Genomic DNA, 13,512 nt, shown 5'->3' with positions numbered 1-13,512 from the left:
GCATGAGCGATCAGAACGACTGGCGGAAGCAGGCGCTGGACTTGGGGCCGGTGCTGCTCTTCGTGGCGGGGTACGTGCTGGTGCGGGAGAAGACCTTCGCCATCGGCGGCCGCGACTACGAAGGCTTCGTCATCGTCACCGCCTGCTTCATTCCGCTGCTGCTGCTGACCAACTGGCTGCTCTACAAGCTGACCGGCAAGGTCAGCCGCATGCAGATCTTCACCCTTGTCCTGGCCGTGGTGTTCGGCGGGCTGACCGTGGCGCTGAACGACGAGCGGTTCTTCAAGATGAAGTCCACGCTGGCCTTCGGCATCTTCTCGGGCCTCCTGTGGATCGGGATCGCGCGCGGCCAGTCCTGGCTGGAATTCGTCATGGACGGGGCGCTGCCGATCACCCACGAAGGCTGGATGATCCTGACCAGGCGCCTGGCCATCTTCTTCGCGGGCGTCGCGGTGGCGAACGAGATCATCTGGCGCGGCTTCTCCACCGATGTCTTCGTCGCCTGGGACACGTTCGGGCAGATGGCCGCGATGATGGGCTTTTTCGTCACGCAGGCAGGCCTCTTCAAGCGGCACTCCACCGAAGAGACCTGATCCCGGGTCACTTGGTCCGGAACAGGACCTGCTGCGCCTTGCGGTCGTTGCTGCCGGTGCGCAGCTCGGCATGCAGCGCGCGGCCCCTGGCGACGCCGGGCCGCGCGGCGCAGGCCTCGAGCCAGCGGGCGAGGTTGGGCTTGTCCTCCAGCGTCTGCTGCTGGCCTTCCCAGAGCGACGCCCAGGGCCAGATCGCCATGTCGGCGATGGTGAACTCGTCGGTGGCGGCGAATTCGGTCTTGCCCAGCTGGGTGTCGAGCACGCGGTAGAGCCGCCCGACCTCGGCGCGGTAGCGGTCCTGCGCATAGGGCAGCACCTGCGGCGGATCGAGATCGGGCGCGTATTTCAGGAAATGGTGCGCTTGTCCGGCCATCGGGCCGACGCCGCCCATCTGCCACATCAGCCACTGGTCGACGGCGATGCGCTCGCGTTCGGTGCGGCCGCAGAATTGCCCGGTCTTGCGCGCCAGATACTGCAGGATCGCGCCCGACTCGAAGATCGGGACCGGCGCGCCGTCCGGTCCCTCGGGATCGACGATCGCGGGCATCCGGTTGTTCGGCGAGATTTCCAGGAAGGCCGGGTCGAACTGGTCGCCCGCGCCGATATTCACCAGATGCGTCTCGTAGGGCAGCGCCATTTCCTCGAGCGCGATGGAGATCTTCCAGCCGTTCGGGGTCGGCCAGAAATAGAGGTCGATCGGTGCCATGGGGTCTCCTTTCGGCATTGCGCCCATCCTGCATCCGAACGCCCGCACCGCAAGCCGCGTTCCCGCGAGCTTTGTTGCAGCCGAAGGGCGCGATTGACCGGCAGGCCCGCCGGGCGGTATCCTCGGCAAGGTTCAGGAGTGACGGCAATGGCAGGCGGCTGGGCGCAGGACGGCGCGGTAAACGAGCAGATCGAGGCATCCATCGAGGACGAGCTGCGCCGCATGCAGATGCGCCGCCAGCCGCAGGGCGAGAGCCTGACCCATTGCGCCGATTGCGACGAGCCGATCCCCGAAAAGCGCCGGACCGCGATCCCGGGCGTGAAGCTCTGCATCGAGTGCCAGTCCGAGCGCGACCGCCGGCCGGTCCAGCGCGCGGGCTTCAACCGCCGCGGCTCGAAGGACAGCCAGCTGAAATAGCCGCGCGGGACTTCCGTTGCCGGGCGGCGGATTGCGCCCGATCTTGACCTCGGACGGCCGGAGTCCTAAGGGCAGGGCCCGTGGCGCTTTGTTCACCGGATTGCGGGCCACGTTAAAGATTCCGCTAAAGAGGTCGAGGGCAGGGCCCTCCCCACTCTTCCCGGGCGATGGCAAGGAGACGCGCAATGGCGGACGATCTGAAGGTTTCGGGGAAAGCGGGCTGGCAGCCCCGGACCAAGCTGGTGCATGGCGGCACCAAGCGCAGCCAATGGAACGAGGTCAGCGAGTCGATCTTCCTGACCCAGGGCTTCGTCTACGACACCGCCGAGCAGGCCGAGGCCCGCTTCAAGCAGGTCGGCCCCGATGAATTCATCTATGCGCGCTACGGCAATCCGACGGTCGCGATGTTCGAACAGCGCGCCGCGCTGCTCGAGGGCGCCGAGGATGCCTTTGCCTGCGCGTCCGGCATGGCCGCCGTCTCGGGCGCGCTGACCTCGATGCTGAAGGCCGGCGACCACGTGGTCTCCGCCAAGGCGCTGTTCGGCTCCTGCCTCTACATCCTCGAAAGCATCCTGGCGCGCTACGGCGTCGAGGTGACCTTCGTCGACGGCAAGGATCTGGATGCCTGGCGCGCCGCGGTCCGCCCGGACACCAAGGCGGTGTTCCTCGAAGCCATCTCCAACCCGACGCTGGAAGTCGCCGACATTCGCGGGATTTCCCAGATCGCGCATGACAACGGCGCGCTGGTGCTGGTCGACAACGTCTTCGCCACCCCGGTCTTCCAGCGCTCGCTGGAGCTCGGTGCCGATGTCGTGATCTATTCCGCGACCAAGCACATGGACGGCCAGGGCCGGGTTCTGGGCGGCATCGTCCTGGGCACCAAGGAGTTCATCCGCGGCACGCTCGAGCCCTACATGAAGCATACCGGCGGCTCGATGTCGCCGTTCAACGCCTGGGTGCTGCTCAAGGGCCTCGAGACGATGACGCTGCGCTGCGACGCGCAGGCGGAGACCGCCGAGGCGCTGGCCGCGGCGCTCGACGGCCATCCCAAGCTGTCGCAGGTGATCTTCCCGGGCCTCGCATCGCATCCGCAGCACGAGCTGGCGAAGTCGCAGATGTCCCGTCCGGGCACCATGCTGGCGATCGAGGTAAAGGGCGGCCAGGAGGCGGCCTTCCGCGTGCTGAACGCGCTCGAGGTGTTCATCATCTCGAACAACCTCGGCGACGCGAAATCCATCGTGACCCATCCGGCGACGACCACGCATTCGCGGCTGTCGGACGAGCAGAAGGCGGAACTGGGCATCGCGCCCGGGCTGATCCGCATCTCCTGCGGCCTCGAGGACAGCGCCGATCTGGTCGCCGACATGCTGGCGGCGCTCGAACAGGCATGAGCCTGGTCCTGCGGCAGGGCGGGGCGGCGGACGCGCCCGCCCTGTCGCGGATCTTCCGCGCCTGCATCCTGCGCGGCACGAAGCACGCCTATTCCGCCGAACAGAGGCTGGCCTGGGCCGGGTCGCGCCCCGATCCGGCGGCCTGGCGCCAGCGGGTGCAGGGCATCGACATCCGCATCCTCGAGAAGGACGGCGCGGCGATCGGCTTCGCGGGGATGCAGGACGACTGCTTCGACCTGCTGTTCGTCCATCCCGACCATGCCGGGCAGGGCCATGCCCGGCGCCTTCATGATCCGCTGGTTGCCGAGGCGCGCGCCCGCGGGATCCTGCGGCTCACCGCCCATGCCAGCCATGTCTCGCGCCCGGTCTTCGCGCATTTCGGCTGGCAGGCCGGGGAGGAGGCAGAGGCGGAGCGCGGCGGCGTGCTGCTGGGCTACACGGTGATGACGCTCGGCCTCATGGGCGGCTCCAGCGCGCGCGCCGGATCGGGCGGATAGCCCAAGGCGTCGAAATCCTCTGCATAGAGTTCCTGCGCCAGCCGGATCTCGGCCGGGCCGAAATGCTCCGCCAGCTTGCCGGCCGCGCCGGTCGCATGGCGCTGGCCGATGGCGGCGTAGCTGCCGGCTTCCGCCCCGTAGAACCTCCGCTGCATCTCCGCGAAATCCCGGCCGAAACTCTCGAAGGCGCCGAGCAGCGCATAGTCGACCTGTCCCAGCATCAGCAGCCGCGATTGCGGCGCGAAATGGATGTCGCGTGCGCTTTCGGGGATGCGGGCCAGCGCCGCGAGCATCTGCGCCAGCGCGGGCCGGGCGTCGGCGGCGAAGCCCAGCCGGGGCAGGTGGCGGGCGCGTTCCCAGTCATTCGCGACGATCTTGTCGAGATAGCCCGAGAGCAGCCGCGCATAGGGGTTGCGGGTGAAGGAGAACCGCTGCCAGCGTCCCAGAAGCGCCGCGCGCCGGGTCGCGGGCGGCAGGGAAGACAGAAGCGGCAGCGGCGAGGTCGCGCGGTCATGCACGTCGCCTTCCTTCCGTCCTCCGGCGCGGTCCTGCAGGAAGGCCTTGATCGCGGTGCAGGCGACTTTCGGGGTCTCGACATAGGCGACGCGGCGGGCCGGATCGGGATGCACCAGATAGTCGAGCGCGCCGGGCGCCGTGCCCAGCCGCGCCGCGAGCTGTCCAAGGGCCTGCCTCCGGCCCGGTCTCCTGCTGGTGTCTTCTGCCATGGCGCCAGACTGGGCGGGGCGTCCGCGGCGGGCAAGGCGGCATCCTGCCCGGGGCCGCCGGACCGCCGATCTGACGCTACGTCGGAGCGTGGCCTCCGGATCACATTTTTTTCCAATGTCAGCAGGACGTGAACGCGCCGAAACTCTGCTGGACAAGAGGGGCATGCGCCCCACATAAAGCCGCGTTGTCACGGAACGGGGATCTTCGGCCATGAATATCCATACGCCCAGGCCCGAAAGGGAGCCGACGCGGGAAGACGCCGCGCAGGCGCTTGAGCTGCTGCGCCGCTGGGCCGGGGAGGCCAGCGCGGCCGAGATCGAGACGCTCGATCCGGCCGTCCAGACCCTGATGCCGGGCAAGGCTTCGGGCTATCCCGTTCTGTCGCGCCAGTTTTCCGAAGACTTCGTTGCCGACGAGGCCTATCGCGCGACGCTTCCGGACCTGCAGAACGGGCCGTCGAGCCTGATCCGCGGCGCCAATGCCCGCATCCAGCATGTCGGCATCTCGAATTTCCGCCTGCCGATCCGGTTCCGCACCCGTGATTCGGGCGACATGGTGCTGGAGACCGCGGTCACCGGCACGGTCAGCCTCGAAGCGGACAAGAAGGGCATCAACATGTCCCGGATCATGCGCAGCTTCTACAAGCGCGCCGAGGAGGCGTTCTCGATCGAGGTGATCGAGGCGGTTCTGGACAGCTACAAGGCCGATCTCGGCAGCTTCGACGCGCGCATCCAGATGCGCCTGAGCTTCCCGATGCAGGTGGAAAGCCTGCGCTCGGGCCTGTCCGGCTGGCAGTATTACGACATCGCGCTGGAAGTCGTCGAACAGGACGGCGTCCGGCAGAAGATCGTCCATCTCGACTATGTCTACAGCTCGACCTGCCCGTGCTCGCTGGAACTCAGCGAACATGCCCGCCGCGAGCGCGGCCAGCTCGCCACGCCGCATTCGCAGCGCTCGGTCGCCCGGATTTCGGTGGAGCTGGACGACAGCGCCGGGGTGCTGTGGTTCGAGGATCTGGTGGAACTCTGCCGCCGCGCCGTGCCGACCGAGACCCAGGTCATGGTCAAGCGCGAGGACGAACAGGCCTTTGCCGAACTCAATGCCGCCAACCCGATCTTCGTCGAGGACGCGGCCCGCAGCTTCGCGGGGATGCTTCTGGCGGAACCGCGCGTCGGCGATTTCCGCGTCGTGGCCAGCCATCAGGAAAGCCTGCACAGCCATGACGCGGTGTCGGTGCTGACCGAGGGGCCGACCTTCGCGCAGGTCTCGCTGGAGCCGCGGCTTTTCGGCTCGCTGATCCACGCCGGCTGAGCCCGGCCGCGGATTGTTCTGGCGCCATCGCGCGGGCCGTGTTCCACTCGGTCCAGGGGACAGCGGCTTCGGGAGGGCGCCATGATCTTCCATCAATCCCAGCTTTCGGCGGAGGCGGCGCACCGGCTGGTGTCGCGCGCCTTCGACTATTCCCGCTCGAAGAACTGGGCGGTCGCCGTCGCGGTGGCCGATCCGGCGGGCGCGGTGCTGGCCTCGCTGCGCATGGACGGCGTGGTGCCCGCGATCCTCGAGATCGCGCAGGACAAGGCCTATACCGCGGCGGCGATGCGCTGCGCGACCAAGGCCTTCGGTGCCGAGAAGGCGGGCGATCCGGTCCAGTCGCTGGGGCTGTCGACCCGGCCGCGCCTGCTGGCCTGGGGCGGGGGGGGCGCGGCCGGACCAGTTCCGCCCGGTCTCCGACAGCCTGCCCGACTACATGGAGACCGAGGGCCGCCGCAACCTGGTCGGTCCGGCCTCGGTTGCGGTGCCGGGCAACCTGCGCGGCTGGTGCGCGATGCATGCCGCCCATGGCGCGCTGCCCTTCGCCGATGTCATCGCTCCGGCGATCCGCTGGGCGGCCGAGGGCTTCCGCGCGACGCATTACCTGAGCTCGAACATCGAGCGCCACGCTGCCGACATGATCAACGACCCGGTGATTTCGTCCATCTTCCTGCCCGGAGGCGCGCCCGCAAAGGCGGGCGACCGGATCGTGCAGGGCGACTATGCCGAAAGCCTGCGGCTGGTCGCGCGCGAGGGCGCTGCGGCGCTGCATGGCGGCGCGCTGGGGCAGGCGCTGGCGGACCGCCTGGCGCAGGATGGCGGCGGCGAAGGCCTGGTCTCGATGGCGGATCTCGAAGGTTACGAGGCGCGCGAGCGCGAGGCGGTCTTCGGCAGCTATCGCGGCCATGACATCGTCGGCCCGCCGCCGCCCGCTTCCTCGGGCGTCCATGTCGCGCAGATGCTGAACATCCTGGAGGGCTTCGACCTGGCCGCGATGGGCTTCGACTCCGCCGAGCGGCTGCATCTGGTGGCCGAAGCGATCCGGATCGGCTTCGAAGACCGCCGCGCCGCCTCGGGCGACCCGGATTTCGTCGACATCCCGGTGGAGAAGCTCATTTCCAAAGCCTATGGCGAGGCCTGCCGCGCACGGATGCGCGGGCTGGGCGGGGCAGGCGCGGTGCCGCCGGGCTACGAGAGCAACAACACCACCCATATCACCGTGGCCGATGGCGACGGCATGATCGTCTCGGCGACGCATACGATCAACGGGCTGTTCGGCGCGCGGTTCATGGTGCCGGGAACCGGGATCATCCCGAACAACTACATGTACAATTTCGATCCGCATCCCGGAAAGGCGCTGTCGATCGCGCCGGGCAAGCGGGTGCCGACCTCGATGGCGCCGATGATCGTGCTGAAGGACGGCAAGCCGCGCTTCGCGCTCGGCCTGCCCGGCGCGCTGAGGATCTTCCCCTCGGCGATGCAGGCGATCCTGAACCTGATCGACCATGGCATGAGCGTGCAGCAGGCGGTCGAGGCGCCGCGGATCTGGACCGAAGGCGCGCATGTCGAGCTGGAGCCGGCTTACGAACACCATGCCGAAGCGCTGCGCGCCAAGGGACACGAGGTGCGGATCGTCCCGCATATCGGCGGCGGCATGAACGCGATCGGCTTCGGCCCGGAAGGGGTGATGACCGGCGCGGCCTGCTGGCGTGCCGACGGCACGGTTTTCGCGCTCGGCGGCGGCTTTGCCGACGAGGGCGTGTCCTTCCATATCTGAGCACTGGCTTTCAAGCGGAGGGAAAGCCCGACCCGGCTGCCCTATGGACGATAAACAGGCGGCAACCGGGTCGGGCCAGCGCACCAACTGCCATTGCGGTTGCCGATGGCGGGTGGTGTGGCCGGCTGGAACCTGCGGGCCGGGTGCCGTGAACTGGAGGCTGCCGGAAGATCGCCTGGCGCACTGCGAGCTACCTGCTCTGCCCCCGGAATAGTTGTCCTCCCTGACGGTTGTCCTCCCTGACGCAGGCTTTCGAGCCCGACGGGCGGCGGCCAGTGCCGGTCTGCAGACCGGCCAATCCAGGCACCTGAAGGAACTCGGGAAGGATCGGGCCAGTGGAACGCCTTAGGTCCGAGAGAATTGCCCGTCGCGTCGCCCTCGGTCCGGGCGGTGCGATCTCGGAGAGCCGCCTTCGGCGCGCAGGCCGCCGATGCGGAGTAGGGCAGCTCTCGGGACTGCCGAGGGCCGGAAAACGCTCCGACGGACCGCTTTCCCGGGGCCGGGCTGCCGCAAAAGCTTCGACCAAAGGCTCCGGCCGATCCGCACCGGGGGACCGATGATCTCGACGGTCGCCGGCCATGCGCCCTGGCGGCGAACCGATGGAACGGCTCTGGCTCACCCATCCCGGCGAGAACCCCTCCGGGGCTGGCAACGCTTGTCCAGCTGGCCGGCAAGGGCATCCTGCCACGCAGTCGCCGGCCCATGTCTTTGCGCCACGCGAATGGCTCGGCGCACGGGGTCATCGCGACAGCTTGCGGCTCGCACATGCCGGCAGCGGATGCGGCGCGATCCGGGCCGCCACCGGGCTGGAGCTGTCGGCCCGGGCGCTTGGCCCGCGACCGCGCCCAGGGTGTTCCGCGCGCCGGCCGTCCCGTCCTGACGGCCGCGCCCGGCAGGCCCTCAGGGCAAGGCGACGGTCAGTCCGTCAAGCGTCTCGGACCACAGGATCTGGCAGGAGAGCCGCGAGGTCTCGCCGCGTCCCGGCAGCAGCGGCAGCACCTTCGCCTCCAGCTCGCCCGGCGGCAGAACCTTGCCGCTCCAGTCCTCCGCGACCTTGACGTGGCACATGCCGCACTGGCCCGATCCGCCGCAGCGGGGCGGCACGAACATGCCCCAGTCGCGCAGGATCTCCATAACGCGCCAGCCTTCGAGCGCCTGCAGCTCGTGCCGGTTGCCCTGCCTGTCGATCAGTCTCACGATGCCCATGGCGTCTCCTTTCCTGTTGCGGCGCCCCGGCGGCGGGATCAGGCGGCGTGCGCGGGCAGCCCCATCCCTGCGGCAATCAGGTCGAGCCATTTCGACACCCGCCCGTCCGTCAGCGCGGCCTCGTTGTCGAGATCGAGCGCCAGCCCGAGGAATTCGCCGTCGACCTCGGCGGTGGAGAATTCATGGCCATAGCCCTCCGACGGCCAGCTGCCGATGCAGGTGGCGCCGCGATCGGTGAAGAACTCGTGCAAGAGGAAGATCGCGTTCACGAATTCGGTTGGATAGGTGATCTGGTCGCCGAGCCCGTAGATCGCGATGGTCTTGCCGGTGAAGTCCTGATCTTCGATCCTGGGCAGGAATTCGAGCCAGCTTTCCTCCTGCGCCTCGGTGGCGAGGCCGGGCAGTTCGCCGTCTCCCAGGGTCGGCGTGCCGAGGATCAGGAAGTCGTAGGCCATGAAGTCCCCGACCGTCGCGCGGTTGACGTTCAGCGGCTTCGCCATCGTCTCGTCGTCGAAATTCTTCTTGATCTGCTTGGCGATCCTGCGGGTCTTGCCCGTGTCCGTGCCGAAGAAGAGGCCGATCTTTGCCATGTCCTGTCCCCTGTTGCGGTTGGCGTGCAAGGGAGCCGAGCAGGGGGCGTGCCATCCGGCGCAGGGCGGCCGGATGGCGGTGTTTTGCGGGAAACCCGACAGGACCTGTCGGCTGTCCTACGGTCAGAACCGGGTCAGGTAGGTCTCGTATTCCAGCGGCGGGATGATCGTGGTCAGCTCCTCGATCTCCTTGCGCTTCACCGCGACGAAGACGTCCCGGAACGCCTCGCCGAAGATCTCGGCGGCGATCTCGGATTTGGCGAATCGATCGACGGCCAGTTCCCAATGCGCGGTCAGCGGCTCCGGCGGCTCGTGCTCCTCGTCGATCATCGGCCCCGGTTCCAGCCCGCGCTCGATGCCGTAGAGCATGCCGCCGAGGATCGCGGCGATCACCAGATAGGGGTTGGCATCCGCCCCGGCGATGCGGTGTTCGAGCCGCGCGGCGACGCCGCTCGATTCGGCCAGCCGCACCGCGACGCCGCGATGGTCGAGTCCCCATTCCGGAGCGTTCGGCGCGAAGCTCAGCGCGCCGAAGCGGCGGAAGCTGTTCATGTGCGGTGCGAAGATCGCGTGCAGGTCTCGCATCGTCGCCAGCGTGCCGGCCACGGCCGAGGCCAGCAGGGGCCCGGGCTCGCCCGTCTCGTCGAAGATGTTCTTTCCGTCCTTGTCCAGCACCGAGACATGGACATGCATGCCCGAGCCCGGCTCGTCGCCATAGGGCTTGGCCATGAAGGTGCCTTCGAGCCCGTGGCGGCCCAGCACGCCGCGCACCGCCCGGCGGAACAGCACGGCATTGTCGCCCGAGCGCAGCGCCGGGCCGTGATGGAAGTTCACCTCGAACTGGCCGGGGCCGTATTCGGCGGTGACGGTGTCGGTCGGGATGTTCTGCGCGGCGCAGATGTCGCCGATCTCGTCCAGCCAGGCAGCGGCGCGGTGCATGACCTCCATGTCGTAGTTCTGGGCCGGCGGCGTGCGCTCGGGCGGCTGCGGCGGATGGTCGACGCTTTCGCGGTGCTCGAGCGCGTAGAATTCAAGCTCGGGCGCCACGACCGGGGTCCAGCCCCTGGCGGCGAAGCGCGCCAGCACCTGCTTCAGCAGGGTGCGCGGGCTCAGATCCGAGGGCTTGCCCAGCTCTTCCTCCAGATCGACCAGCACCTGCGCGGTGGGGCGGTCGGCCCATGGCACCGGCAGCAGCGTTCCCGGCACCGGCACCAGCACGCCGTCGGGATCGCCGACGACGATGCCGAGGCCGGTCTCGGTCACCTCATGGCCGCGGATCGACACGGCGCAGGTCGAATAGGGGATGCGGACCGCGCCCTTGGCGATCTTCTTCCACTGGTCGCCGGGCATCCACTTGCCGCGGAAGATCCCGTTCAGGTCGCAAAGGAGGAGCTCGATGCGCTCGGGCTCTCCGTGCTCGGCGCAATAGGCCTTGTACTCTTCTTCGAATGTCACTTCTGGCCTTCCCGTTCCTCGATCTCCCGCCGCGCAATCTGACTCTTCGAGACGAGGGCCGCAACCACGACCCCGACGGCAACGATGGAGATCAGAATGGTGGACAGCGCATTGATCTCGGGCGAGACGCCCAGGCGCATGGACGAGAATATCTTGATCGGAAGCGTTGTGCTAGAGGGACCAGAGGTGAAGGAGGCAATCACCAGGTCGTCGAGCGACAGGGTGAAGGCCAGCAGCCAGCCCGAGATCACCGCCGGGGCGATGATCGGCAGGGTGACATGGCCGAAGGCCTGCATCGGCGAACATCCCAGATCCAGCGCGGCCTCTTCCAGCGAGCGGTCGAAGCTGACCAGCCGCGAGGAGACCACCACCGAGACATAGCACATCGAGAAGGTGGTATGCGCCAGGATGATGGTGAGGATGCCCCGGTCGAGCCCGATCGCGATGAAGAGCAGGAGCAGCGACAGGCCGGTGATCACCTCGGGCATCACCAGCGGCGCGTAGATCATCCCCGAGAACAGCGTGCGGCCGAGGAAGCGGCGCTCGCGCACCAACACCCAGGCGGCCATCGTTCCCAGCACCGTCGCGATGGTCGAGGAGACGACGGCCACGCGCAGCGTCACCCAGGCCGCGTCGAGGAACTGCTCGTTGCGGAGGAGCTCGCCGTACCACTGCGTCGAGAACCCCGCCCAGACCGTCACCAGCCGCGAGCTGTTGAAGCTGTAGACCATCAGGAGCAGCATCGGCAGGTAGAGGAAGGCGAGCCCCAGCGTCAGCGTGGTGACGTTGAAGACGGACATGCTGCGTTTCATGCGTTCTTCTCCTCGTTGCGCTGGAACAGCACGATCGGGATCACGAGGATCAGCAGCAGCACCACCGCCACGGCGGAGGCCACCGGCCAGTCGCGGTTGTTGAAGAATTCCTCCCACAGCACCTTGCCGATCATCAGCGTCTGCGATCCGCCGAGGATCGAGGGGATGACGAATTCGCCCAGGGAGGGGATGAAGACCAGGAAGCAGCCGGCGATCGCGCCCGGGCGCGACAGCGGGAAGGTCACCCGCCAGAAGGCCGAGATGCGGGTGCAGCCCAGATCCTCGGCGGCCTCCAGCAGGCTCTCGTCCATCTTCTCGAGCGTGGCGTAGATCGGCAGGATCATGAAGGGCAGGTAGGTGTAGACGATGCCGATATAGACCGCGGTCTGGGTGTTGAGGATGCTCAGCGGCGTGTCGGCGAGCCCGAGCGCCAAGAGCACCTGGTTCAGGTAGCCCTCGCTCGAGAGGATGCCGATCCAAGCATAGACGCGGATCAGCGCCGAGGACCAGAAGGGCAGGATGATCAGCATCATCAGCAGCGGGCGCCATTCCGGCCGGGCGCGCGACATCGCATAGGCGACCGGATAGCCGATCAGCAGCGTGAAGAAGGTCGAGACCGTGGCGATCCAGAGCGAGGAGACATAGGATTTCCAGTAGAGGTCATCCTCGGCCAGCCAGGTGAAATTCTCGAAATCGAGCTCGGAGAAGAAGTCCCGGATCCCGGACCAGCCCGCGGCGAGGTCCAGCGTCGGCATGTAGGGCGGGATGGCGATGGCGGTGTCCGACAGCGCGATCTTCAGCACGATCAGGAACGGCACCATGAACAGCGCCAGCAGCCACGCATAGGGAACGGAGATCAGGACCAAGCGGCGCGGGTTCAGCTTCATGAGGTCAGCACCACCCCGGCATGGCGGCTCCAGCTCAGCCAGACCCGGTCGTTCCAGGTGAAGCGGCTGGCGGCATAGCGCTCGGCATTGGTCATGAGCGCCTTGATCATCTGCCCGCTGTCGAGCCGGACATGGTAGGTGCTGACATCGCCGAGATAGCCGATATCGACGATCGTGCCCTCGACGGAATTGATCCGGTCTGGATGCGGCTCGGCGCCGACCCAGATCTTCTCGGGGCGGATGGCGTAGAACACGCTCTGTCCCAGCGCGACCTCGGTTCCGCCGGTGCGGGTCATCACGGGTTTCTGGCCCTCGGCATAGGCGATGCCGATTTCCTCGCCGAGGCTGTCGACGCGGCCCTCGATGATCGAGACCTCGCCGATGAAATCCGCCACGTAGCGCGAATTCGGCGTCTCGTAGATATGCTGCGGCGTGTCGATCTGGCAGAGGCGGCCGGCATCCATCACCGCGACGCGGGAGGCGACGGTCATCGCCTCTTCCTGGTCATGGGTGACGATCACGAAGGTCGTGCCGGTCTTCTCCTGGATGTCCATCAGCTCGAACTGGGTGTCCTGGCGCAGCTTCTTGTCGAGCGCGCCCAAGGGCTCGTCCAGAAGCAGCAGCTTCGGCCCGAGCGCGAGGGAGCGGGCGAGCGCGACGCGCTGGCGCTGGCCGCCGGAAATCTGGTGCGGCTTGCGGCGGGCGAACTGGTCGAGCCGGGTGAGGCGCAGCATTTCCTCGACGCGCGCCTTGATCGTGTCCTTGTCCTGGCCTGCGCGGCGCAGACCGAAGGCGATGTTGTCCCAGACCGAGAGATGCGGGAACAGCGCGTAGCTCTGGAACATCATGTTCACCGGGCGCTTGTTCGGCGGCACCGGCGCGATGTTCTGGCCGTCGAGCCAGATCGTGCCCTCGGTCGGCGTCTCGAAGCCCGCCAGCATCCGCATCAGCGTGGTCTTGCCGCAGCCCGAGGGGCCGAGCAGGGCGAAGAATTCGCGCGGATAGATCTGGAGGTCGATCCCCTGCAGCGCGGTGAAATCTCCGAAACGCTTGGTGACGCCCTCGAAACGGATCAGCGGCACGGCGGCCGGGTCGGTCCAGGGGGCAAAGGGGGCGGGGGAAGGCTTTGTATCCATGGCAGACC

Annotated in this window: 14 protein-coding genes, 1 pseudogene and 1 riboswitch; of the genes and pseudogenes, 7 read left to right on the top strand and 8 right to left on the bottom strand. The window is 67.7% G+C overall.

Annotation, left to right across the window (positions count from 1 at the left end):
- Positions 1-2: 2 nt before the first annotated feature.
- Entirely contained in the window at positions 3-593 is a 591-nt protein-coding gene (locus tag C7T91_RS07015) for an inner membrane-spanning protein YciB (protein WP_108258638.1), read from the top strand.
- A 7-nt stretch (positions 594-600) separates the two neighbouring features.
- Here the strand turns inward: C7T91_RS07015 and C7T91_RS07010 are convergent, their stop codons facing one another.
- Positions 601-1,299 carry a glutathione S-transferase N-terminal domain-containing protein gene (locus C7T91_RS07010; protein ID WP_108258637.1) on the bottom strand — a complete coding sequence of 233 codons (699 nt, stop codon included), beginning with the start codon at positions 1,297-1,299 and terminating at the stop codon, positions 601-603.
- Between the two features lie 147 nt (positions 1,300-1,446).
- Here C7T91_RS07010 and C7T91_RS07005 point away from each other — a divergent pair, with 147 nt between their 5' ends.
- From C7T91_RS07005 to C7T91_RS06995, 3 genes are all read left to right on the top strand, one after another.
- Complete coding sequence (locus C7T91_RS07005; RefSeq protein ID WP_108258636.1) at positions 1,447-1,716, top strand: DksA/TraR family C4-type zinc finger protein; 270 nt, start codon at positions 1,447-1,449, stop codon at positions 1,714-1,716.
- A 70-nt stretch (positions 1,717-1,786) separates the two neighbouring features.
- Positions 1,787-1,865, top strand: a riboswitch (SAM riboswitch).
- Positions 1,866-1,901: 36 nt separating this feature from the next.
- The gene (gene metZ / locus C7T91_RS07000; RefSeq protein ID WP_108258635.1) at positions 1,902-3,107 is read left to right on the top strand and encodes an O-succinylhomoserine sulfhydrylase; all 1,206 of its coding nucleotides are present in this window, start codon (positions 1,902-1,904) and stop codon (positions 3,105-3,107) included.
- Positions 3,104-3,604 carry a GNAT family N-acetyltransferase gene (locus tag C7T91_RS06995; RefSeq protein WP_108258634.1) on the top strand — a complete coding sequence of 167 codons (501 nt, stop codon included), beginning with the start codon at positions 3,104-3,106 and terminating at the stop codon, positions 3,602-3,604. Before metZ ends, C7T91_RS06995 begins: the two co-directional genes overlap by 4 nt.
- Here C7T91_RS06995 and C7T91_RS06990 read toward each other — a convergent pair.
- The gene (locus tag C7T91_RS06990) at positions 3,541-4,329 is read right to left on the bottom strand and encodes a sulfotransferase family 2 domain-containing protein (RefSeq protein WP_161555778.1); all 789 of its coding nucleotides are present in this window, start codon (positions 4,327-4,329) and stop codon (positions 3,541-3,543) included. The genes C7T91_RS06995 and C7T91_RS06990 overlap by 64 nt on opposite strands.
- A gap of 211 nt (positions 4,330-4,540) precedes the next feature.
- Here C7T91_RS06990 and folE2 point away from each other — a divergent pair, with 211 nt between their 5' ends.
- The 3 genes and pseudogenes from folE2 to C7T91_RS06975 all read left to right on the top strand — a co-directional run bounded on the left by folE2 (position 4,541) and on the right by C7T91_RS06975 (position 7,418).
- On the top strand, positions 4,541-5,641 hold the full coding sequence (folE2, locus tag C7T91_RS06985) for a GTP cyclohydrolase FolE2 (RefSeq protein ID WP_108258632.1): 1,101 nt from the start codon (positions 4,541-4,543) through the stop codon (positions 5,639-5,641).
- Between the two features lie 81 nt (positions 5,642-5,722).
- Positions 5,723-5,968, top strand: a pseudogene (locus tag C7T91_RS39165) (heme-binding protein); the annotation flags it as partial.
- Between the two features lie 109 nt (positions 5,969-6,077).
- Positions 6,078-7,418, top strand: a complete 1,341-nt coding sequence (locus C7T91_RS06975) for a gamma-glutamyltransferase family protein (RefSeq protein ID WP_236638074.1) — start codon at positions 6,078-6,080, stop codon at positions 7,416-7,418.
- A gap of 900 nt (positions 7,419-8,318) precedes the next feature.
- Here the strand turns inward: C7T91_RS06975 and C7T91_RS06970 are convergent.
- The 6 genes from C7T91_RS06970 to C7T91_RS06945 all read right to left on the bottom strand — a co-directional run bounded on the left by C7T91_RS06970 (position 8,319) and on the right by C7T91_RS06945 (position 13,504).
- The gene (locus tag C7T91_RS06970) at positions 8,319-8,624 is read right to left on the bottom strand and encodes a 2Fe-2S iron-sulfur cluster-binding protein (protein ID WP_108258631.1); all 306 of its coding nucleotides are present in this window, start codon (positions 8,622-8,624) and stop codon (positions 8,319-8,321) included.
- A 38-nt stretch (positions 8,625-8,662) separates the two neighbouring features.
- Positions 8,663-9,214 carry a flavodoxin gene (locus C7T91_RS06965; RefSeq protein WP_108258630.1) on the bottom strand — a complete coding sequence of 184 codons (552 nt, stop codon included), beginning with the start codon at positions 9,212-9,214 and terminating at the stop codon, positions 8,663-8,665.
- Between the two features lie 123 nt (positions 9,215-9,337).
- Positions 9,338-10,669, bottom strand: coding sequence for a glutamine synthetase family protein (locus C7T91_RS06960; RefSeq protein WP_236638073.1), 1,332 nt, complete (start codon positions 10,667-10,669; stop codon positions 9,338-9,340).
- Positions 10,666-11,481 (bottom strand): ABC transporter permease, encoded by an 816-nt coding sequence (locus C7T91_RS06955; protein WP_108258629.1) that lies wholly within the window; start codon positions 11,479-11,481, stop codon positions 10,666-10,668. Before C7T91_RS06955 ends, C7T91_RS06960 begins: the two co-directional genes overlap by 4 nt.
- Positions 11,478-12,368: an ABC transporter permease gene (locus tag C7T91_RS06950; RefSeq protein WP_108258628.1), complete on the bottom strand. Its 891-nt coding sequence runs from the start codon at positions 12,366-12,368 to the stop codon at positions 11,478-11,480. The genes C7T91_RS06955 and C7T91_RS06950 overlap by 4 nt, the downstream gene beginning before the upstream one ends.
- Positions 12,365-13,504 carry an ABC transporter ATP-binding protein gene (locus tag C7T91_RS06945; RefSeq protein ID WP_108258627.1) on the bottom strand — a complete coding sequence of 380 codons (1,140 nt, stop codon included), beginning with the start codon at positions 13,502-13,504 and terminating at the stop codon, positions 12,365-12,367. Before C7T91_RS06945 ends, C7T91_RS06950 begins: the two co-directional genes overlap by 4 nt.
- Between the last annotated feature and the right edge of the window lie 8 nt (positions 13,505-13,512).

The organism is Mangrovicoccus ximenensis (assembly GCF_003056725.1).
Classification (GTDB): Bacteria; Pseudomonadota; Alphaproteobacteria; order Rhodobacterales; family Rhodobacteraceae; genus Mangrovicoccus; species Mangrovicoccus ximenensis.
The sequence above is the reverse complement of the archived record's forward strand: the minus strand, read 5'-3'. Positions and strand labels throughout refer to the sequence as shown.

What these genes read in the sequence shown, in the direction of transcription:
- metZ (WP_108258635.1), top strand. Translation starts at nt 1,902, where the DNA reads ATGGCGGACGATCTGAAGGTTTCGGGGAAAGCGGGCTGGCAGCCCCGG.
- C7T91_RS06955 (WP_108258629.1), bottom strand. Translation starts at nt 11,481, where the DNA reads ATGAAACGCAGCATGTCCGTCTTCAACGTCACCACGCTGACGCTGGGG.
- C7T91_RS07010 (WP_108258637.1), bottom strand. Translation starts at nt 1,299, where the DNA reads ATGGCACCGATCGACCTCTATTTCTGGCCGACCCCGAACGGCTGGAAG.
- C7T91_RS06975 (WP_236638074.1), top strand. Translation starts at nt 6,078, where the DNA reads ATGGAGACCGAGGGCCGCCGCAACCTGGTCGGTCCGGCCTCGGTTGCG.
- C7T91_RS06950 (WP_108258628.1), bottom strand. Translation starts at nt 12,368, where the DNA reads ATGAAGCTGAACCCGCGCCGCTTGGTCCTGATCTCCGTTCCCTATGCG.
- C7T91_RS06965 (WP_108258630.1), bottom strand. Translation starts at nt 9,214, where the DNA reads ATGGCAAAGATCGGCCTCTTCTTCGGCACGGACACGGGCAAGACCCGC.
- C7T91_RS06970 (WP_108258631.1), bottom strand. Translation starts at nt 8,624, where the DNA reads ATGGGCATCGTGAGACTGATCGACAGGCAGGGCAACCGGCACGAGCTG.
- C7T91_RS06990 (WP_161555778.1), bottom strand. Translation starts at nt 4,329, where the DNA reads ATGGCAGAAGACACCAGCAGGAGACCGGGCCGGAGGCAGGCCCTTGGA.
- C7T91_RS06945 (WP_108258627.1), bottom strand. Translation starts at nt 13,504, where the DNA reads ATGGATACAAAGCCTTCCCCCGCCCCCTTTGCCCCCTGGACCGACCCG.
- C7T91_RS07015 (WP_108258638.1), top strand. Translation starts at nt 3, where the DNA reads ATGAGCGATCAGAACGACTGGCGGAAGCAGGCGCTGGACTTGGGGCCG.
- folE2 (WP_108258632.1), top strand. Translation starts at nt 4,541, where the DNA reads ATGAATATCCATACGCCCAGGCCCGAAAGGGAGCCGACGCGGGAAGAC.
- C7T91_RS07005 (WP_108258636.1), top strand. Translation starts at nt 1,447, where the DNA reads ATGGCAGGCGGCTGGGCGCAGGACGGCGCGGTAAACGAGCAGATCGAG.
- C7T91_RS06995 (WP_108258634.1), top strand. Translation starts at nt 3,104, where the DNA reads ATGAGCCTGGTCCTGCGGCAGGGCGGGGCGGCGGACGCGCCCGCCCTG.